At 62.1% G+C, this 19,176-nt stretch carries 17 protein-coding genes; 4 read left to right on the top strand and 13 right to left on the bottom strand.

The window, feature by feature from the left end; translation table 11 throughout:
- Nucleotides 1-2 precede the first annotated feature (2 nt).
- The gene (locus N2A98_RS09115) at nucleotides 3-815 is read left to right on the top strand and encodes an alpha/beta fold hydrolase (RefSeq protein ID WP_275623293.1); all 813 of its coding nucleotides are present in this window, start codon (nucleotides 3-5) and stop codon (nucleotides 813-815) included.
- Nucleotides 816-851: 36 nt separating this feature from the next.
- Here N2A98_RS09115 and N2A98_RS09110 read toward each other — a convergent pair whose 3' ends face one another.
- The 3 genes from N2A98_RS09110 to N2A98_RS09100 form a co-directional block, all read right to left on the bottom strand.
- Nucleotides 852-2,819: a methyl-accepting chemotaxis protein gene (locus tag N2A98_RS09110; protein WP_275623292.1), complete on the bottom strand. Its 1,968-nt coding sequence runs from the start codon at nucleotides 2,817-2,819 to the stop codon at nucleotides 852-854.
- A gap of 113 nt (nucleotides 2,820-2,932) precedes the next feature.
- Nucleotides 2,933-4,345, bottom strand: coding sequence for a PLP-dependent aminotransferase family protein (locus N2A98_RS09105; RefSeq protein ID WP_275623291.1), 1,413 nt, complete (start codon nucleotides 4,343-4,345; stop codon nucleotides 2,933-2,935).
- Nucleotides 4,346-4,545: 200 nt separating this feature from the next.
- Nucleotides 4,546-5,307: an SDR family oxidoreductase gene (locus N2A98_RS09100; protein WP_003190072.1), complete on the bottom strand. Its 762-nt coding sequence runs from the start codon at nucleotides 5,305-5,307 to the stop codon at nucleotides 4,546-4,548.
- 228 nt (nucleotides 5,308-5,535) lie between these two features.
- On the opposite strand from N2A98_RS09100, the gene N2A98_RS09095 reads away from it, so the two are divergent.
- Complete coding sequence (locus tag N2A98_RS09095) at nucleotides 5,536-6,543, top strand: NADP-dependent oxidoreductase (protein WP_275623290.1); 1,008 nt, start codon at nucleotides 5,536-5,538, stop codon at nucleotides 6,541-6,543.
- A 728-nt stretch (nucleotides 6,544-7,271) separates the two neighbouring features.
- On the opposite strand, the gene pyrF is transcribed toward N2A98_RS09095, so the two are convergent.
- The gene (gene pyrF, locus N2A98_RS09090; protein WP_003190068.1) at nucleotides 7,272-7,970 is read right to left on the bottom strand and encodes an orotidine-5'-phosphate decarboxylase; all 699 of its coding nucleotides are present in this window, start codon (nucleotides 7,968-7,970) and stop codon (nucleotides 7,272-7,274) included.
- A 259-nt stretch (nucleotides 7,971-8,229) separates the two neighbouring features.
- Here pyrF and N2A98_RS09085 point away from each other — a divergent pair, with 259 nt between their 5' ends.
- Entirely contained in the window at nucleotides 8,230-8,994 is a 765-nt protein-coding gene (locus N2A98_RS09085; protein ID WP_014717756.1) for a response regulator, read from the top strand.
- Nucleotides 8,994-10,025, top strand: a complete 1,032-nt coding sequence (locus N2A98_RS09080; protein WP_044273032.1) for an ATP-binding protein — start codon at nucleotides 8,994-8,996, stop codon at nucleotides 10,023-10,025. Before N2A98_RS09085 ends, N2A98_RS09080 begins: the two co-directional genes overlap by 1 nt.
- Before the next feature lie 520 nt (nucleotides 10,026-10,545).
- Here N2A98_RS09080 and N2A98_RS09075 read toward each other — a convergent pair.
- The 9 genes from N2A98_RS09075 to N2A98_RS09035 all read right to left on the bottom strand — a co-directional run bounded on the left by N2A98_RS09075 (nucleotide 10,546) and on the right by N2A98_RS09035 (nucleotide 19,003).
- A complete protein-coding gene (locus N2A98_RS09075) occupies nucleotides 10,546-11,610 on the bottom strand; it encodes an AI-2E family transporter (protein WP_003190063.1) in 1,065 nt (354 codons plus the stop codon).
- Between the two features lie 72 nt (nucleotides 11,611-11,682).
- Nucleotides 11,683-12,501: a DUF4892 domain-containing protein gene (locus N2A98_RS09070; protein WP_275623289.1), complete on the bottom strand. Its 819-nt coding sequence runs from the start codon at nucleotides 12,499-12,501 to the stop codon at nucleotides 11,683-11,685.
- 102 nt (nucleotides 12,502-12,603) lie between these two features.
- Nucleotides 12,604-13,458 (bottom strand): alpha/beta hydrolase, encoded by an 855-nt coding sequence (locus N2A98_RS09065; protein ID WP_275623288.1) that lies wholly within the window; start codon nucleotides 13,456-13,458, stop codon nucleotides 12,604-12,606.
- Entirely contained in the window at nucleotides 13,455-14,258 is an 804-nt protein-coding gene (locus N2A98_RS09060) for an alpha/beta hydrolase (RefSeq protein WP_044273029.1), read from the bottom strand. Before N2A98_RS09060 ends, N2A98_RS09065 begins: the two co-directional genes overlap by 4 nt.
- Nucleotides 14,259-14,355: 97 nt before the next feature.
- Nucleotides 14,356-14,799, bottom strand: coding sequence for a hotdog fold thioesterase (locus N2A98_RS09055; RefSeq protein ID WP_014717751.1), 444 nt, complete (start codon nucleotides 14,797-14,799; stop codon nucleotides 14,356-14,358).
- Between the two features lie 30 nt (nucleotides 14,800-14,829).
- Nucleotides 14,830-16,479 carry an AMP-binding protein gene (locus N2A98_RS09050; protein WP_275623287.1) on the bottom strand — a complete coding sequence of 550 codons (1,650 nt, stop codon included), beginning with the start codon at nucleotides 16,477-16,479 and terminating at the stop codon, nucleotides 14,830-14,832.
- A gap of 694 nt (nucleotides 16,480-17,173) precedes the next feature.
- Nucleotides 17,174-17,623, bottom strand: a complete 450-nt coding sequence (gene sixA, locus N2A98_RS09045; RefSeq protein WP_047710433.1) for a phosphohistidine phosphatase SixA — start codon at nucleotides 17,621-17,623, stop codon at nucleotides 17,174-17,176.
- Nucleotides 17,620-17,967, bottom strand: a complete 348-nt coding sequence (locus tag N2A98_RS09040; protein WP_003190047.1) for a DUF4389 domain-containing protein — start codon at nucleotides 17,965-17,967, stop codon at nucleotides 17,620-17,622. Before N2A98_RS09040 ends, sixA begins: the two co-directional genes overlap by 4 nt.
- A 10-nt stretch (nucleotides 17,968-17,977) precedes the next feature.
- Nucleotides 17,978-19,003, bottom strand: coding sequence for an NAD(P)H-dependent glycerol-3-phosphate dehydrogenase (locus N2A98_RS09035; protein ID WP_044273025.1), 1,026 nt, complete (start codon nucleotides 19,001-19,003; stop codon nucleotides 17,978-17,980).
- Between the last annotated feature and the right edge of the window lie 173 nt (nucleotides 19,004-19,176).

Raw genomic sequence — 19,176 nt, 5'->3', positions numbered from 1 at the left:
TTATGCCTGTCGCCGTGATTGATGGACAACCGCTGCACTATATCGACCAGGGCGCCGGCCCCGTCGTGCTACTGGGTTCGAGTTACCTATGGGCCAGCGACATGTGGGCGCCGCAGATTGAAGCGCTGTCGCAGCAATACCGCGTAATCGTCCCCGAATTATGGGGCCACGGTGAGTCCGGCCCGTTGCCAGCACCCACCCATTCCCTGGATGACCTTGCCCGCCAGGCCCTGGCACTGCTGAATCACCTGGACATCGCAGAGGCCAACCTGGTGGGCCTCTCGGTCGGCGGCATGTGGGGCGCACGCCTAGCGCTGCTGGCTCCCGAGCGCATCAAAAGCGTGGTACTGATGGACACCTACCTCGGGGCCGAACCCGAAGCAACGCGCCAGTACTATTTCTCGCTGTTCAAGATGATCGAAGACGCCGGGGCGATCCCCGAACCGTTGCTGGATGTGATCGCACCGATCTTCTTCCGCCCGGGCATCGACCGCGAATCCGCGCTGTACCAGGATTTTCGCCAGTCACTGCAAAGCTTCCCCAAAGAACGCCTGCTGGACAGTATCGTGCCGCTGGGCCGCCTGATCTTCAGCCGCGAAGACATCCTGGCGCAACTACCGGCCTTGGACTCCGACACCACCCTGGTGATGTGCGGCGAGCAGGACAAACCCCGGCCACCGGCCGAGTCCGAGGAAATGGCCGAACTGATTGGTTGCAGCCTGATCCTGATCCCCGAAGCCGGGCATATCTCCAGCCGCGAGAACCCGGATTTCGTCAACGAGGCGCTGCTGACCTTCCTCGCCAACCACGCCTGATCGCCCTGCCCTCAGATCGCAGCGCCTTCGCTGCGATCAAAGGCGGAAATGCCCCACCATGCCCTTGAGTTGCGCGCCCAACTGCGCCAACTGGATGCTTGAGGCGGCATTGTCTTGCATGCTCAACGCCGAATGATCGGCACTCGCCCGAATACTGGTAACGCTGCGGTTGATCTCTTCGGCCACCGAGCTCTGCTCCTCGGCGGCGGCGGCGATCTGTTGGTTCATCTGCTGGATCAATGAAACGGCCGCCGCAATGCTGCCCAGGGCCCCTTCGGTTTCCAGCGCATCACTGACCGCCAGCTTCACCAGCTCGCCACTCTGCTGGATTTGCTGCACCGAGGACTGCGCCGCACTGCGCAAGGTGCTGACCAGCCGTTCGATTTCTTCGGTCGATTGCTGGGTGCGCTTGGCCAGTGCCCGCACCTCATCGGCCACCACCGCAAAGCCACGCCCTTGCTCACCGGCACGCGCCGCCTCAATCGCAGCGTTCAAGGCCAGCAAGTTGGTCTGTTCGGCCACACTCTGGATCACACTCAAGACGGTACCAATGTTCTGGATTTGCGCACTGAGGCTTTCGATGCTGGCGCTGGCACTGTTGCTGGATGTGGCCAGCAGCTCGATACGCTGCAGACTCATGCGCACCACCTGCTGGCCGCTATCAACCTTGGCATCCGCGGTCTGCGCGGCCTGGGCCGCCTGCTCGGCATTGCGTGCCACATCGTGCACCGTGGCGGTCATCTGGTTCATCGCCGTGGCGACCTGTTCGGTTTCGTCCTTCTGGCTGCTGACCTCGGCAGTGGTTTGCTCGGTGACGCTGGACAGCGAATGCGCGGAACTGGCGAGCTGTTCGATCCCCGTCTGCAACCCACTGACCATCTGGCTCAAGCTGTTGCCCATCTGCTGCATCGCCTGCATCAACTGGCCGATTTCATCACGCCGGCTGACCTCCATGCGCCCACTCAGGTCACCCGAGGCGATCTGCTGGGCCACGGCGATCACCGCGCGCAACGGCGCAACAATCAAGCGGGTGATCACCCACGCAGCGATCAAACCCACCAGCAGTGCCAGAGCAGATGAACCGATGATCAACAGCGTGCTGTGCTGCAACTGGGTTTGCATGGACTGGTCTTGGGCGGCATACGCCTGGTTGACCCGGCTGACCACTTGCTCGGCGCGGTCATGCAATTGCGTGTAGACCACTTTTTCCTGGGCCAGCAGCCCGGTGTATTCGCCGAGCTTGTCACTGAACGAAGCGATATGCCCGGCGACTTCATTGAGTACGGTCTGGTAGCCGGGGTCCTTGACCGTGGTTTTGAGTTTCTCGACTTCAGCCAGGGCCTGGTCGGCTTGCTCGATCTTGCCCTGCCCGGCGTCGTCTGCGTCTGCCCTGCGGCTCTGGTCCAGGCGCACCCGTGCTTCGTTCATGGCCTGCAACATCAGCCGCGACACCTGGCTGACTTGCCCTGCCTGCTCGATAAACTCCGCGCCCTCCTTGCCTTGGCTTTCCTTGAGGCCATAGGCGCCGTCGTCCGCCAGCCCGGCTTGCAGCACATCCAGGTTATTGGCCACGCTGGACACCGACCAACTGGCCATTTCCAAGGCGAGGTCTTTGGTCTGGGTCAACTCGACGAACTCATCGAATGCCTGGCGATAGGCGACCAAGGCTTGCTCAACGTCGCCCATCACCCGCTCGTTGCTGGCGGACCGAGCCTTGAGACCCGCGGCCTGGGCCAGCAGCGCATCGACACTGGCATGCAGGGCCTCAACGGCCTTGGGGTCGGCGTGCAGCGCATAGTCCTGTTCGATCAAGCGCACCTTGAGCAGGTCGCTGTTAAGCGTCGACATCGACGTGAGGCCTTCGAAGCGCTGGCCGATGGTCTGCAGGGACCACACACCGATGGCCGCGACCAGGGCCGTCAGCAGCAGTACCAGGGTAAAACCCAAGCCGAGCTTTTTTGCCATACCGAGGTTGGCGAAACGTCGTTGCACGCCCGAAATCATTGCACTTGATCCTCTTGCAATGGCAAATGCCATAGGCCAGGTTTACAAGCAGCGAGATTCGCAACCCCGAGGCACTGAGCACAAGCCGCTGGCGCCGGAATAATGGCAAAAAGCTACATGTGCGTCGTTTTCAGAATGGTCGAGGTCGATCTTGCCGCGCCCATGGCGCGAAACAGCGTCAATGCGCGTTGATCAGCGGCGTAGGCCACATTGATGCGCAGCCATTCGCTGCGCTCACCCGTGGGGCTGAACAACGCCCCCGGCGACAGCAACACACCGAGCCGCTGGGCGCAGGTTTGCAGCCGCGAAGGGTCGGCCAAGCCGGGTCGCGCCCACAGGAACATACCGCCCGCGGGCGCGGCAAATACCTGCCACTCTTCATCTTCCAGCACCTGCAACGTCGCGGCCATCTGCGCGTTCAGGCGCTTGCGCAGGCGCTGCACCCACTTACGGTAAGTGCCGTTACTCAACAACGTCGTCACCATGGCTTCGGCAAAACGTGAGGTGCCGATGCCTGTCAGGGTCTTGAGTTGGGCCAATTGCGTGATGATCGCGGCACTGGCGCACAGGTAACCCACGCGCAGGGCGCTGCTCAGGGTCTTGGAAAAGCTCGACACATAGATCACCCGATCATCATGGGCCAGCGCCGCCAAGCGTGTGCAACTGGCATGTTGCAGGTCGCCGTAGACGTCCTCTTCGATAATCAGGAAGTCGCGCTCGCGTGCCAGCTCCAACAAGCGCTCCGCCACCGGACGGCTCAAACTGGTCCCTGTGGGGTTGTGATACAGGCTGTTGATGAACAGGCACTTGGGCCGGTGGGTGTGCAGCAGCGCTTCCAATGCCGGGATATCCGGGCCACCACGGGTGCGCGGCACGTGCAGCAGCGTGACCCCCTGAAAGGCCAGTTGGCGATAGAGGTTGCCATACCCTGGGGTCTCGACCACCACCTCATCACCGGGCTTGAGCAGCGTGCGTATCAGCAGGTCCTGGGCATGGCTGGCGCCATGGGTGGTGAGGATACGGTCCAGGCTGGCGGGCACGTGTATCTGGGTCAGGCGCTTGAGCAGTTGTTCGCGCAACGCCGGCAGCCCCAGAGGCGTGCTGTAGTTGAACAGGCCGCCGGTGTCGGTACGGCTCAGTTCACGGATCGCGTAGCTGATGTCATCGCTTTCGCGCCAGGTGTCGGGTAGCCAGCCGCAGCCCAGCTTCAGCTCGCCCAGCGGGCCATCGGTAAAGGCGCCCCAGCCCTGTTCCGCACCTTCATACCAGTGGTTTTCGTGGGCCGTGGTGGGCTGCGCTACCACAAACCCCGAACCCTGCCTGGGGGCCAGCAGCCCCTGGGCCACCAACCGCTCGAATGCCTCGATCACGCTGGCCTGGCTCAGCAGGTTATCGAGGGCCAATTGGCGAATGGACGGCAAGCGTGTGCCAGGGCTCACCCCCTCCCTGCGAATCCATTCTGCCACCGCGCTGACGATCTGCTGAACAACCGGTACCTGGGCTTGTCGATCAATCCCTAAATCCATGAGCCACTCACTTAAACTGTCTGTTAACCCAAAACAGTTAAGCACAGAAGCCTGTTAAAACCGGTCGCCAACTTTTATTAAAGTATTGATTTTATTGAGTTATTTACCTACTGAAACATATTCAGGCACAGCCCACTGCCTGCCATGGAAACGCCCCACAGCGCCTGGATCTGTTTTCGAATGCCGCGCGACCTGCCGTCCTAGATCGCCGTCGCGCCACCGTCCACCGCCAGGGCCTGACCGGTGGTAAACGCTGCGCCATCACTGCACAGGTACAACACGGCGCTGGCGATTTCCTCAACCTTGCCAATGCGTCCAACGGGGTGCATGGCTGCGGCAAACTCAGCCTTGCGCGGGTCAGCCTCATAGGCGCGGCGAAACATGTCGGTATCAATCACGGCCGGGCAGACGGCATTCACGCGGATTTTCTTCTTCGCGTACTCGATGGCCGCTGATTTGGTCAGGCCGATCACCGCATGCTTAGACGCCGCATAAATGCTCATCTTCGGTGCCGCCCCCAACCCCGCCACCGACGCAGTGTTGACAATGGCCCCGCCACCCTGGGCCAACAGCAACGGCAACTGATACTTCATGCACAGCCACACGCCTTTGACGTTAACCCCCATGATGGCATCGAACTCATCCAGACTGCCGTCGGCCAGCTTGCCCTTTTCGATCTCGATCCCGGCGTTGTTGAAGGCGTAGTCCAGGCGCCCATAGGTGGCGACGGTCTGCGCCATCAATTGCTGTACGTCCGTGTCGAGCGTGACGTTGCAGCGCACAAATATCCCTTCGCCACCGGCCTGGTGGATCAGTGCCACAGTGCCCTCGCCTCCCGCCACATCAAGGTCAGCGACCACCACCTTCAAGCCTTCGGCGGCGAATGCCAGCGCAGTGGCACGGCCAATACCAGCGGCGGCGCCGGTCACCAAAGCGACCTGGCCGGAAAACGTCATGCTCATGGGAACTGTCCTGTGGAGTTAGTAGCGGTGGAGCGAGTCTAGCCAACGCCGGGAGCCGCGCGTCAGCACTATCAGAAGGCCGGTTGGCGCTGCATGAATCGCAGTGATAAAGCCGCGCGGCTGATTATCAATGAGGCCTATTGCCGGGCATTCGCCTGCGCCGCACACCCTTGCCCTTCTGCCACTGAGGGTCTATCACTCATGTTCCCTTTCTAAAGAGTCCTTGCCATGACCGCCCAGACCAACCGCCAATTTCTGCTCGCCAAACGCCCGGTCGGTGCCGCCACGCGAGAGACCTTCACCTACCAGGAAGTGTCGGTGGGCGAGCCCCAGGACGGCCAGGTGCTGGTGCGCAACGAATACCTGTCCCTCGACCCGGCCATGCGCGGTTGGATGAATGAAGGCAAGTCCTACATCCCACCGGTAGGCATCGGCGAAGTGATGCGTGCCTTGGGCGTAGGCAAGGTGATTGCCTCGAAGCATCCGAACTTCGCGGTGGGGGACTACGTGAACGGTGCACTGGGCGTGCAGGATTACTTCCTCGGCGAACCCCGTGGTTTCTACAAGGTTGACCCTAAGTTGGCGCCCCTGCCCCGCTACCTGTCCGCGCTGGGCATGACCGGCATGACGGCCTACTTTGCTCTGCTGGAGACCGGCGCACCGAAAGCCGGTGACACCGTGGTGATCTCTGGCGCCGCCGGTGCCGTGGGCAGCATCGCCGGACAGATCGCCAAGCTCAAAGGCTGTCGCGTGGTGGGGATCGCCGGCGGCGCCGAGAAGTGCAAGTTCTTGGTCGATGAGCTGGGCTTCGACGCCGCCATCGACTACAAAAGCGAAGACGTGCCCGCCGCCCTCAAGCGCGAGTGCCCCAAAGGCGTGGATGTGTATTTCGATAACGTCGGCGGCGATATTCTCGACGCGGTGCTCAGCCGCCTGGCGCTCAAAGCCCGCGTGGTGATTTGCGGTGCAATCAGCCAGTACAACAACAAGGAAGCCGTCAAAGGCCCGGCCAACTACCTGTCATTGCTGGTCAACCGTGCGCGCATGGAAGGCTTTGTGGTGATGGACCACGCGGCGAACTTCGCGGCGGCGGGTCAGGAAATGGCCGGTTGGATGGCCCAGGGCAAGCTCAAGAGCAAGGAAGATATTGTCGAAGGGCTGGAGACATTCCCGGAAACGTTGATGAAGCTATTCAACGGCGAGAACTTCGGGAAGTTGGTGCTCAAAGTCAACTGAAACAACACAAAAACAAATGTGGGAGCTGGCTTGCCTGCGAAAGCGGTGGGTCAGATTAATTAATCTGACCCACCGCCATCGCGGCATAGGTATCTACACAACTGTGCAGTTCGCCGCAGCCACTGGGTAACCACGATGCGAAGCGAGCCGCTCTTGATCTTGATCTGCTTGTGATCTTGATCTCAGGCGCCCCGTTAAACCACGCTGGCCGGAATTCGACAGGGATTTGGGGGGTAAACTGGCAGGGATGCCGGTTTAGCCGCCCCGCGCCATGAATGGCGCGTGGCGGCGCCCCCCCAAATCACTGGCGGATTACGGGCACACCGAGCCTAGGCGAGGTGCCGAGTGGTGGGGCAAGAGCGTTTTGCTTACTTTTGTCTGGGCCGGCATTCCGGCTTTTCAAAAGTGAGCCGCTGTCAGAGCGGAACCCTAGGTGGCCGTTACCTAAATAACGGATATGTACCCGGTCTAACTGCGTTGACTATCAGGCCGTCTTCGCAGCGATGCGGCGACCCGACAAGCCAGCTCCCACATTTGAATCAAGTGCGTCAAAAAGATAGGCGCCGGCTGTCAGGCCGCCACGGGAGCAAGCTCCCTCGCCACAGGTCCAGTGTCGTCCCAAAATTGTGTAGATGCCTATGGCCATCGCGGGCAAGCCCGCTCCCACAGGGGATCTGTTCCTTGCACTGATTCTGTGGGCAGCCCACATGTTTTGCTCACTCTAAAAATCAGGCGATCTCGGCGACGACCGCTGCCAACGCTTTTGCAGGATCCGCCGCCTGGCTGATCGGACGGCCGATCACCAAGTAGTCCGAGCCCGCATCCAGGGCCTGGCGCGGGGTCAGGATGCGGCGCTGGTCATCCTGGGCGCTGCCGGTGGGGCGAATACCCGGTGTCACCAGTTGCAACGACGGATGCGCGTTCTTCAGGGCCTGGGCTTCCAGGGCCGAGCACACCAGGCCGTCGAGGCCGGCTTTCTGGGCCAGGGCTGCCAGGCGCAACACTTGCACCTGCGGCTCGATATCCAGGCCAATGCCCGCCAGGTCTTCGCGCTCCATGCTGGTGAGCACGGTTACACCGATCAACAACGGTTTGGGGCCGCTGCGCTGTTCCAGCACTTCGCGGCAGGCGCTCATCATGCGCAGGCCACCGGAGCAGTGCACATTGACCATCCACACGCCCATCTCGGCCGCGGCTTTGACGGCCATCGCCGTGGTGTTGGGGATGTCATGGAATTTCAGGTCAAGGAACACTTCGAAGCCTTTGTCCCGCAGGGTGCCGACGATTTCCGCCGCGCAACTGGTGAACAGTTCCTTGCCGACCTTGACCCGGCAAAGCTTGGGGTCCAACTGGTCAGCCAGCTTCAGTGCGGCGTCACGGGTGGGGTAATCCAGGGCGACGATGATAGGAGTCTGGCAGACGGACATTGGAATGGGCTCTCAGGCAAGTCGAAATCGGCGCGGATTGTAGCGCAAGCAGCGCCGTTGCGGGATCCGATGATCGGTAAATACCGATCAAGCGCCCAATACCGGCGATTCAAGGCAATTGTTTCAACCCCGATACATTCACGACACGCCCCCAATACGCCGCCCGGCTAGCCTCGCGCACATGACCGCCCGCCCAGCACTTCCAGCCCTGGAACTGGGCGCCTATGCTGACAGCCACACTCAGGCAGATGACCTCGCTATGCATACCCCTTGCGACCCTGTAAACGAAGCGCCAAAAGACGCGGTGATCGCCGAAGACAAGCGCTGGAACACCCGTGCGCTGATTGTCGACGACGACGTGCCGATCCGCGAACTGCTGATCGACTACCTGGCACGCTTCAATATTCTCGCCTCGGGTGTCACCGACGGCACCGCCATGCGCCAGGCCATGCAAGCCGAAACCTTCGATGTGGTGGTACTCGACCTCATGCTGCCGGGCGAAGACGGGCTGACCTTATGCCGCTGGCTGCGCGCCGAGTCGGATATTCCGATTTTGATGCTCACCGCCCGCTGCGAACCCACCGACCGCATCATTGGCCTGGAACTGGGCGCTGATGACTATATGTCCAAGCCGTTCGAACCCCGAGAACTGGTCGCGCGTATCCAGACCATCCTGCGCCGGGTGCGTGATGACCGCACCGAACAGCGGGCCAATATCCGCTTCGACACTTGGCGCCTGAACAGCGTACTGCGCCAGCTGGTGGCCGATGACGGCCTGGTGGTGCCGCTGTCCAACGCCGAGTTTCGTTTGTTGTGGGTGTTTATCGAACGCCCGCGGCGTGTGCTGAGCCGCGAACAGCTGCTGGACGCGGCCCGTGGGCGCTCCATTGAGGCTTTCGACCGCAGCATCGACTTGCTGGTGTCGCGCCTGCGCCAGAAGCTGGGGGATGACCCCAAGGCTCCGCAATTGATCAAGACCGTACGCGGCGAAGGCTACCTGTTCGACGCCCGGGATATCGGTTGATGCGCGCCCCCTTCAACACGCTGTTCGGGCGACTGTTCGGCCTGTTGCTGGTGGCGATTGTGCTGGCCCATGTGCTGGCGTTCTTCTGGTTTCACCACTACGGCCCGCCGCCACCGCCCCGCGCGGCGTTCGTCGAACAACCGGACGGCAGCCTCACGCCCTTGCGCAAGGCGCCTCGCCCCTGGTTCGGCGGCCCGGTGGTGCCCCTGACGTTTCAATTTATCTCGCTGATCATCGCTGCCTGGTACGGCGCCAAACTGCTGAGCCGGCCGATCCAGCGCCTGAGCGCAGCGGCTGAGCGCCTGAGCGTCGACCTCGACAGCCCGCCCCTGGTGGAGTCCGGCCCTCGCGAGGCACGCCAGGCGGCCTCCACCTTCAACCTGATGCAAAAGCGCATCCGCGAACAGGTCAGCCAGCGCGCCCGCATGCTCGGCGCGGTCTCCCATGACCTGCGCACCCCGCTCTCGCGCCTCAAGCTGCGCCTGGAACAAATCGAAGACCCCAAGCTGCAAGGCCAGATGCGCCAGGACCTGGACGACATGATCGGCATGCTCGATGCCACCTTGAGCTACCTGCACGAACAGCGCACCAGCGAGACACGGCATTGGCTCGATGTGCAGGCATTAGTGGAATCTTTGAGTGAAAACGCCCAGGACCAAGGCCGCGACGTGCAGTTTTCGGGAACCTGTACGCCGTTGCAGGTACAGCCGATGGCCCTGCGTTCCTGCCTGAACAATTTGATCGACAACGCCCTGCGCTATGCCGGCACTGCCCGGGTGGAACTCGCCGACAGCCGCGGCGCACTGGTGATCCGGGTGATCGACCACGGCCCGGGAATCGCCGCCGATAAGCGCGAAGCGGTGTTCGAGCCGTTCTTTCGCTTGGAAGGGTCGCGCAACCGCAATTCGGGAGGGGTCGGTTTGGGGATGACCATTGCCCGGGAGGCCGTCGAGCGACTCGGCGGCCACCTGAGCTTGGAGGACACACCGGGTGGTGGTTTGACGGCGGTGATGTGGTTGCCGAGGGTTTAAGAACTCCCATCTGCCTGACGCGCCGCGATCCAAATGTGGGAGCTGGCTTGTCGGGTCGCCGCATCGCTGCGAAGGCGGCCTGGCGGTCAACACAGTTGGATTGTGTACATATCCATTGCTGCGGTAACGGCCACCTAGGGTTCCGCCCTGACGGCGGCTCACTTTTGAAAAGCGCAAAAGTAAGCAAAACGCTCTTGCCCCACCACTCGGCACCTCGCCTAGGCTCGGTGTGCCCGTAATCCGCCAGTGATTTGGGGGGCCGCCGCCACGCGCCATCCATGGCGCGGGGCGGCTAAACCGGCATCCCTGCCGGTTTACCCCCCAAATCCCTGTCGAATTCCGGCCAGCGTGGTTTAACGGGGCGCCTAAGATCAAAAGCAGATCAAGATCAAGAGCGGCTCGCTTCGCATCGTGGTTACCGTCGGCTGCTACAGGCTACAAAGCTGTGTAGATACCTATGGCTATCGCAGGCAAGCCAGCCCACAGGTGCAGCGTCGCATGACAGTTATGTAGTCACCGATCAGTTACACGGTTTGTCTTCACGGCGCACTTGCGCCTGGCTCGCGCTCCAGTCTGTCAGCAGGCTGTAAGCCACCGCCAACAACGTCGGGCCGATAAACAGGCCGATAAAGCCGAACGCTATCAACCCGCCAAACACACCCAACAACACGATCACCAACGGCAGGTTGCCGCCACGGCTGATCAGGTACGGCTTGAGCACGTTATCCACGCCGCTGATCACGAACGTGCCCCACACGCCCAGGAATACCGCGTAGGTGTAGTCGCCCTTCCACGCCAGCCACGCCGTGGCCGGGATCCACACCAGCGGCGGCCCCATGGGAATCAGGCTGAGCAAGAAGGTCACGATACCCAGCACCAACGCGCCCGGCACGCCAGCGATCAGAAAGCCGATCAGCGCCAGCAGCGCCTGGGCCGCCGCGGTGCCGATCACACCATTGACCACCCGCTGCACCGTGCCGGCCACCAGTTCGATGTAATAGCCTGCACGCTCGCCAATCAGGCGCTCCAACAGGCGGTGCACAAACATCGCCAGGCGCGGCCCGTCACGGTAGAAAAAGAACACGAAGACCAGGCTCAGGGTCAGCTCAAGAATGCCGCCGCCGATTTGCGCACTGCGCGCCAACAACCAATTGCCGACCTGGCCCAGGTACGGCTTGATGCTCACCATCAGCGCCGCGCCTTGTTGATCAATGCTGTCCCATGTCGCCACCAGGCGCTCGCCTACGAAAGGGATTGACCCCAACCAGGTCGGCGCCTCGGGCAAGCCGTCGACCTGGATGTCCTTGATCAGCGCCACCGCATCACGCACATGGTCAGCCAGGTTGAACCCCAGCCACACCAATGGCACCGCCACCAGCAACATCCAGCCCAACGTCAGGATGCCGGCCGCCAGGGATTCCCGACCGCCGAGCCAACGGGTGAGCAGACGCATCAGCGGCCAACTGGCAAAGGCCAGCACCGCGCCCCAGAACAGCGCCGACCAGAACGGCGCCATGACCCAGAAGCTGGCACCAAACAGCACCAGCAGCAGGATTTGCACCAGCAGGCGATCGTTATTGAGCATCGGGTATCTCGAAAAGAAGGCTGTAGGAAGAGAGCTTAGGCGAACGGCGCGGGTCCGTTCGCCCTGTGGTGCTTAGCGTATCAGATGCAGATGCAGCCCTTGGGTTTCACCGCTGCCGGTTTCCAGACGGGCGGTGCGCACGCCCTTCTCTACCAGTGCCTGGCGCCAGGCCTCGGCCTGCGGCCCGCTCAGGCTGACGCGCAGGGTGGTGTCGAGGTTCAAGGCTCGGGATATCAAGGTCAGCCAGGTGTCATCCGGTTCGGCGTCCAGCGCGGGAAAATCCAGCTCGCCAGTACTTTTGAGTTCACGCAGCAGGGTAGCCGAGGTGGGCAGCAGGTCGCCCAAAGGCGCACTGGCGTCGAGTTGCTCCACATGCAGGTAGGCGCGGCGGTTACCACGGGTGATGCCGTACAGCGCGACCAGGGAATTGTCCTGCGGGGCGGCCAGGCGTAGCAGCAGGTATTCCTGTTGGCCGTCGGCGCCCACCAGCTTGGCGTTGCCGAACACCTCGTTGGCCCACAGGCTGCTTTCGCCACAATCGCGGGCCTTGCACCAGAACAACAACTGCGCGCCCTTGGCCTGCAAGGCTTCGCGCGTTGCGGTAAAGGCAGCGCTGGAGCTGTGTTCAGCGGGCAGTTCATAGGTGATTGCAGTGGCGGGGCCGCGTGCGATGGCCTGTCCTTCATAACGCAACTGGCCGCTGATCTTGCGAATCGCGCCCATGGGGTAGATGCGTTCCTTGTCTTCAGCGGGGCGGTAATCGACGATTTGCGCATCAACCTGGCGGGTTACCGCCGATAAATCCTGGCTGCCGGGCAGGTCGGCGGCAAATACCAGGGGGCTGAAACAGCAAAGGCCAAGGGCACGGATACATCCTTTACCCAGGCTCATCGGATCAGTGAGCCCTGGCCAATGTTGGTCACAGCGATATTGAGTGTGTTCATGGTTGACTCCCTTTCAATCCGCCCAGCCTCGGCAGTTGACCCCGCCAAGTCAAGGCGTGGAGAAGAACCGATTGAAACAGTCTGCAACAAGAGCCGCGCCGGGCTCGTCATTCAGGTGTAAATGATGGCCGCCTGGCAGCGTGGTAACCGTGAAGGGTAGCTGAGAAAGCAATTCGGGATGTTTCGCCAGCATGCCGTCAGCCGCGACCACCAACTGCGTAGGGCACCCTACCCGTCGCACGAAAGACATGGCTTGTTCATCGGTCAGGCGCATCGGTGACGCCAGGGTCAGGCGGCTATCGCTGCGCCAGGTGTAACCGCCGGGTACCGGCATCAAACCGCGCTGGGCCAGGAGCTGCGCCGCTTCACGGCTGACCGCCACCACACCTTTCATCCGTGCTTCAACCGCTCGATCAAGGCTGTTGTAGACCGGCTTGCGCTTGTCTTGCAGGCTCAATTGCGCCTGCAACGCCATGCCCAGGCGCTCGGCCGCGCTCTCGCCGCTGGCGGTCGGCGGGATCACGCCGTCGATCAGGCCCAGGTGTGTCACCCGCTCCGGCAAGGCCCCGGCCAACACCAGGGAGACGATGGCGCCAAGAGAGTGGCCGAGTAATGCAAAACGTTTCCAACCCAGTTGCTCGGCCACCTGCAGCACGTCGTAGACGTAATCCCACAAGGCATAACCGGCGCCGACCGGGCGGTGCGCCGAATGCCCATGCCCCGCCATGTCCAATGCAACGATGCGCAGGCCGTGCAGCTTGGGCGCCAGGCGCGCAAAGCTGTTAGCGTTGTCCAGCCAGCCATGCAGGGCAATCACCGGCAGGCCGTCCTCAGGCCCGAACAGATGCGCGGCCAGTTCGATGTGCGGCAGGCTCAGGCGTACCTCTTCGACGGGCGTACTCATGCGCAACTGCGCTCACGGGCCTGCCAGCGAGCGAACAGCGTCTTGATCAAGGCAGCGGTGTCCTGAGGGCGTTCGAGCGGGAACATATGGCCCCCGGGCATGGTGAGCATTTCGCCCATTGGCAGGCGGTCGACGCCACTGGCATGGTGACGCATCACCACCCGGCTCTGGCGGCCACGCACCACGGCCAGCGGCACCTTCAACTGGCGCACCTGGCCCGGGCTGGTGTGGGGCACGCCGCGATAGATGCTGATTTCGGTGGCCGGGTCGAACCGCAGGCGCAGGCGGTCGCCCACTTGCTGCAGGCCATGTTGCAGGTACGCGTCAAAGCAATCGGGGTCGAAGCCACGGAACAGGGTCTTGCCGGCGAAGTAGCTGCGCGCGGTGTCCAGGTCGGTGAATTCTTCGCGCCGGCCAAGCGTGCGCCCGGCTGGGGTGAGGCGGTCGATAAAGCCAAAGCGCTTGGCAGCGCGGATCACCCAGCGGTCTGCGCGGGTGAGCACCGGTGAATCCAGCATCACCACGCCCCGGTACAAGTGCGGGCAACGCATGGCCGCGTGCAAATGCAGCACGCCGCCCAGGGAATGGCCCACGCCCCATACCGGCTCTGGCTGCTGCTCCAGATGGTGGATCAGCTCGTCCACCAGGTTCTGCCAGTTATCATCCACCGGGAACCTGGGGTCGTGACCGTGCTGCGGCAGATGTGCCACTGCATATTCCGGGGCCAGGGCGGCAAACAGCTTGCCGTAAGTGGCCGAAGGGAAGCCATTGGCGTGGGTAAAAAACACATGCTGCGACATACAGTTTCCATCAACCAAAACAGAGGGGGATTGTCACCATGCCCGGCGCCTACAGCAATGACTGTAACTGCCAGGAATGATGACACTCACGCCACGCCTATCGCGCAGGCGGTTGTTCACCCAGCGGCACCACGGCCATGGTCAGGCGTGAGACACAACTGGCCTTGCCCTCGTCGCTGCTCAAGCGGATGTCCCACACCTGGGTGGTGCGCCCGATATGAATGGCCTTGGCCACCGCCGTCACCCGTCCGCTGCGTACACCGCGCAGGTGGTTGGCGTTGACCTCCAGGCCCACACAATAGAATTTGCTGGCATCAATGCACAAATAGGCAGCCATGGAGCCGACACTTTCGGCCAGCACCACCGAGGCGCCGCCGTGCAGCAGGCCGTAGGGCTGATGGGTGCGGTGGTCGACCACCATACTGGCGGTGAGGGATTCGTCGTCGAAGCTTTCGAAACGAATATCCAGCATTTCACCGATGGTGTTTTTCTGGATCGCGTTGAGGTGTTCGATATTCGGTTGAGTACGCCACAGGCTCATACGGTTGTCCTTGTTGGTTTTATTACGGCCCTAATCCTGCCACAGAACGGTTTCGGCGCGCGCGCTCCACGCTTGCAAATGTGGCCCGTACGTCGACTCGATCACGTTGCGCTTGATCTTCAAGGTCGGCGTGAGAAAACCGTTTTCCACCGCCCAGTGATCTTTCACCACCACCAGTTGCCCCATGCGCTCATGCTTATCCAGGCCGGCATTCACCTGTGCCAGCCAACGCTGAAGGCCACTGCCCAGGGCGTGGCGGTCCTCGCCCGGCGCCGACAACACGCACAGCCCGATCGGTGCGCTGAGCCCCTCGCCGACCACACACACCTGTTCAATACGCGCATGTTCGGCCAGGCGGTTTTCAATCGGCGCCGGGGCCACGTATTTGCCTTTGCTGGTCTTGAAGATCTCCTTGAGGCGCCCGGTCAGGCGCAGACGACCGTCAGCGTCCTGCTCGCCCTTGTCACCCGTGCGCAGGAAGCCATCTGCGGTGAGCGTATCCGCGGTTTTCTGCGGGTCCTTGAAATAGCCCAACATGGTCGCGCCACTGTGTACCTGCACTTCGCCTGACGGGTCGATGCGCACTTGCACACCAGGGCAGGGCTGGCCGATCCAACCGAGCCTTTGCCCACCAGGGCGACACACATGGGAATAGCCGCAGTTTTCGGTCATGCCATACACCTCCAGCACATCCAGGCCCAGGCGCTGATACCAACGCAGCAACGCCTCGGGCACCGGCGCCGCGCCGGACAGAGCGATACGCAGCGCATCCAGCCCCAGACCGGCGAGGACTTTATGGCCGACGCGCTTGCCGATAAAAGGCAGGCGCAACAAGGTATCGAGGCGTTTTTCCGGGATTTTGGCGTAGACGCCCAATTGGAATTTGGTCCAGATACGCGGCACACCAAACAAGGCCGTCGGCCGCGCCCTGCGCAAATCGGTGAGGAAGGTCTCCAGGCTCTCGGCGAAAAAAACGGTTTGCCCGGTATAGATCGACGCCATTTCTACAAACATCCGCTCCGCCACATGGCACAGCGGCAGGTACGACAGCAGCCGGTCCCCCTCCCCCAGGCCGAACAACTCAGTACCGCGCGTGGCAGCAAAACCCAAGGCGCCGAAACTGTGCATCACCCCTTTAGGCAGACCGGTAGTACCGGAGGTGTAGATGATAGTGGCCAGGCTGGCGGCATCCGGCAGCGGGTTGTCCTGGATCGGAGAACAGGATTGCAGGTCCGCCCAACTGAAATCGAAAGCCCCGCCAGGACACAGCGGCAGGCTGATAGTCGCCACCCCCGCAGGAACGCCAGGCGCCATCGCCGGCCAGTCATCGAGCTTACCGATCAGCGCCAACCGCGCCTGCGAGTGGGTCAACACATGGGCGACGGACTCAGCGGTGAGGTTGGGATAAAGCGGCACCGACACATGCCCGGCCATCCAGATCGCCAAGTCGGCGATGATCCAATGGGCGCAGTTTTTTGAAATCAGCGCAATGTGCGAGCCCTGGGGCAACTCCCGCGCACGCAGCCAGTGCGCAGCGCAACGCGCCTGGTGGCCCACCTCGCCCCAGGTGAGGGTCTGCACCTCACCGCCGCCGATGGGCTGAACAAGAAAAACTTTACGCGGGTGCCGCGCTTCACGCTCAAAGAAGACCTGCAACGGCAAACGAAAAGCGACAGGCATGGGACGCGCTCCTTTGTGATCCGAGGTACAGCCAACCAAGCACTTGCTTGGTTGACTGTATAGCACAGGCAAAGGAAACGGCCTGCCGCTAACCACGATGCGAAGCGAGTCGCTCTTGATCTTGATCTGCTTGTGATCTTGATCTTAAGCGCCCCATCAAACCACGCTGGCCGGAATTCGACAGGGATTTGGGGGGCAAACCGGCAGGGATGCCGGTTTAGCCGCCCCGCGCCATGGATGGCGCGTGGCGGCGGCCCCCCAAATCACTGGCGAATTACGGGCACACCGAGCCTAGGCGAGGTGCCGAGTGGTGGGGCAAGAGCCCTTTGGTTACTTTGGGGCTCTTTTCCAAAGTGACCCGCCGTCAGGCGGAACCCTAAGTAGCCGTTACCGCAGCAATGGATATGTACACAATCCAACTGCGTTGACTGCTAGGCCGCCTTCGCGAGCAAGCCCGCTCCCACAGTTGGATTGTGGGGTGTCAGGTGGACAGGTGTCGGCTGGGAGGCCGCCATCGCAGGCAAGCCAGCTCCCACAGAGGGATCGTTGGGGTGTCAGGTAGACAGGCGTCGGCTGGCGGGCCGTCATCGCAGGCAAGCCAGCTCCCACAGAGGGATCGTTGAGGTGTCAGGTAGATAGGTGTTGGCTGGCAGGCCGTCATCGCAGGCAAGCCAGCTCCCACAGTTGGAGTGCGTTAGGGATTCTTCACATCGACCAGACTCATCAACCCCGCCAACGGAAAGTCCCCCTCAAGCTGCGCCAAGCTGGCCGTATACATCGGCTGTGGCTGACGCTGATGCCCATGCTGCAAAAAACTGATCAGGTTGCCCACCAACGGCTGGTGGCTGACCAACAGCACGTCGTCATCGCTGTCGAGTTTCTTCAGCACCTGTTGAACATCCCCATCGGGCGTCAGCCACGGCACCGTAACGATATCGGCCTGAAACCCCAGCACATCGCGCACCAACTGCGCCGTCTGCTGCGCTCGCACATAAGGGCTGGCAATGATGGCGCCCAAGGGCTGGCCAATCAGGTGCGCAGCACTGCGCAAGACTTCGGCACGCCCATGCTCGGTAAGGTTGCGCTCGGCGTCCGTGCGCGCATGCGCTTGGGCCTCACCGTGACGCAAAATCCATACCTTCATAGCTTCGGCTCTTCATCACGCACCGGGTGCGGTGCCGGCGGTACGCTGTGGGCCGCTTCACCTTCGGGCGCACGCGGGGTTGGCCAATCGGCGAACGGCCAAGGCTTTTGTTCGGTGTGGAAGCTGCCAAAGCGGCCGATCTGCGCCAGGAACTGGCTGAGGCTGTCGCCAAAATTCATCAGGCCCAGGTTCGGCGCGCCGTAGATCAGCCGGTAGATCAATTGCACCACCACCAGCGCGCCGAGCAGGAATTGCGCCACCTGCCATACCAGCGCAAACACCAGCATCCACAGGATGCGCAAGACAATCGACTCGTAAGGAGGGGCAGCTTTGGGATCGTTCATGACGCGTTCCTCAGTTGAAACCACTGGTGGAAATAAAGTCGACATCGGTTTTGGGCTCGGCCCGCATCAGCAACTCGATGACCTGGTTCAAGGTGCGCCCTTCGAACAGGATCGCGTGCAGCCCGGCGACCAGCGGCATATATACGCCCACTTCCTGGGCCTTGGCCTTCAAGACCTTGAGGGTGTTGACCCCTTCGGCCACTTCGCCCAGGCGCGTCACCGCCTCGTCCAGGCTCAGCCCTTGGCCCAGGGCAAACCCGACCTGATAATTGCGGCTTTTAGGCGATGAACAGGTGACGATCAAGTCACCCACGCCCGCCAGGCCGAGGAAGGTCATGGGGTTGGCGCCCTGGTTCACCGCAAAACGGGTCATCTCGGCCAGAGCCCGGGTAATCAGCATGCTCTTGGTGTTTTCGCCCATGCCCAGGGCCACGGCCATGCCGGCAATGATCGCGTAGACGTTTTTCAACGCCCCGCCCAATTCGACGCCGAAGCGATCGGCGCTGGCGTAGACCCGGAAGGTACGGCCATGCAGCACGGCCTGGACGCGCTCGCACAAGGCCTCGTCTTCACTGGCAACCACGGTGGCGGTCAATGCGTGCTCGGCAACTTCCCGCGCCAGGTTCGGCCCGGACAGCACGCCAATACGCGCCTGCGGGGCTATTTCGGTGAGGATTTCACTCATCAACTTGAAGGTGTGGGCCTCGATGCCCTTGGTCAGGCTGACCAGCAGCTTGCCGGCCAGGCGTTCGGCGTGGGGCGCCAATACCGAGCGCAAGGCGCTGGAAGGCAGCGCGACGAAGCACAGGTCGCAGGCCGTGAGGGTTTCCAGCAGGTCGGTCACCGGCTCGACGGCAGGATGAATCTTGATACCTTTAAGGTAACGGGGGTTTTCGCGATGCACGCGAATGGCTTCGGCCTGCTCGGGGTCGCGCATCCACTGGCGCACCGCGTGGCCGTTCTCGGCCAGCAGGTTAGCCACGGCGGTACCAAAACTTCCGCCTCCCAGGACCGCAATAGGGCGCTGTTCAGTCATATGCAATCCGTTAATCCATACCAGTGGCGATGGCGGCATTATACGGGGCGCCCGGCTTGCGGCCAGCCCCCGTATCAATTCGCGGGGTTGTCGGAAAATGCCATGGATGTGCGAAGTAATTGCAAGTCCTACGACTGGCAAATAGCCGCGCCTCGGTTAACATGGGCGGCTAT

Source organism: Pseudomonas sp. FJ2-5-13 (assembly GCF_029201605.1).
Lineage (GTDB): Bacteria > Pseudomonadota > Gammaproteobacteria > Pseudomonadales > Pseudomonadaceae > Aquipseudomonas > Aquipseudomonas lactis.
This window is presented reverse-complemented; position numbering and strand designations above follow the sequence as displayed.

What these genes read in the sequence shown, in the direction of transcription:
- N2A98_RS09080 (WP_044273032.1), top strand. Translation starts at nt 8,994, where the DNA reads ATGCGCGCCCCCTTCAACACGCTGTTCGGGCGACTGTTCGGCCTGTTG.
- N2A98_RS09115 (WP_275623293.1), top strand. Translation starts at nt 3, where the DNA reads ATGCCTGTCGCCGTGATTGATGGACAACCGCTGCACTATATCGACCAG.
- N2A98_RS09105 (WP_275623291.1), bottom strand. Translation starts at nt 4,345, where the DNA reads ATGGATTTAGGGATTGATCGACAAGCCCAGGTACCGGTTGTTCAGCAG.
- N2A98_RS09050 (WP_275623287.1), bottom strand. Translation starts at nt 16,479, where the DNA reads ATGCCTGTCGCTTTTCGTTTGCCGTTGCAGGTCTTCTTTGAGCGTGAA.
- N2A98_RS09110 (WP_275623292.1), bottom strand. Translation starts at nt 2,819, where the DNA reads ATGATTTCGGGCGTGCAACGACGTTTCGCCAACCTCGGTATGGCAAAA.
- N2A98_RS09040 (WP_003190047.1), bottom strand. Translation starts at nt 17,967, where the DNA reads ATGAACGATCCCAAAGCTGCCCCTCCTTACGAGTCGATTGTCTTGCGC.
- N2A98_RS09065 (WP_275623288.1), bottom strand. Translation starts at nt 13,458, where the DNA reads ATGAGTACGCCCGTCGAAGAGGTACGCCTGAGCCTGCCGCACATCGAA.
- N2A98_RS09085 (WP_014717756.1), top strand. Translation starts at nt 8,230, where the DNA reads ATGCATACCCCTTGCGACCCTGTAAACGAAGCGCCAAAAGACGCGGTG.
- pyrF (WP_003190068.1), bottom strand. Translation starts at nt 7,970, where the DNA reads ATGTCCGTCTGCCAGACTCCTATCATCGTCGCCCTGGATTACCCCACC.
- N2A98_RS09055 (WP_014717751.1), bottom strand. Translation starts at nt 14,799, where the DNA reads ATGAGCCTGTGGCGTACTCAACCGAATATCGAACACCTCAACGCGATC.
- N2A98_RS09070 (WP_275623289.1), bottom strand. Translation starts at nt 12,501, where the DNA reads ATGAGCCTGGGTAAAGGATGTATCCGTGCCCTTGGCCTTTGCTGTTTC.
- N2A98_RS09075 (WP_003190063.1), bottom strand. Translation starts at nt 11,610, where the DNA reads ATGCTCAATAACGATCGCCTGCTGGTGCAAATCCTGCTGCTGGTGCTG.
- N2A98_RS09100 (WP_003190072.1), bottom strand. Translation starts at nt 5,307, where the DNA reads ATGAGCATGACGTTTTCCGGCCAGGTCGCTTTGGTGACCGGCGCCGCC.
- N2A98_RS09095 (WP_275623290.1), top strand. Translation starts at nt 5,536, where the DNA reads ATGACCGCCCAGACCAACCGCCAATTTCTGCTCGCCAAACGCCCGGTC.
- N2A98_RS09060 (WP_044273029.1), bottom strand. Translation starts at nt 14,258, where the DNA reads ATGTCGCAGCATGTGTTTTTTACCCACGCCAATGGCTTCCCTTCGGCC.
- sixA (WP_047710433.1), bottom strand. Translation starts at nt 17,623, where the DNA reads ATGAAGGTATGGATTTTGCGTCACGGTGAGGCCCAAGCGCATGCGCGC.
- N2A98_RS09035 (WP_044273025.1), bottom strand. Translation starts at nt 19,003, where the DNA reads ATGACTGAACAGCGCCCTATTGCGGTCCTGGGAGGCGGAAGTTTTGGT.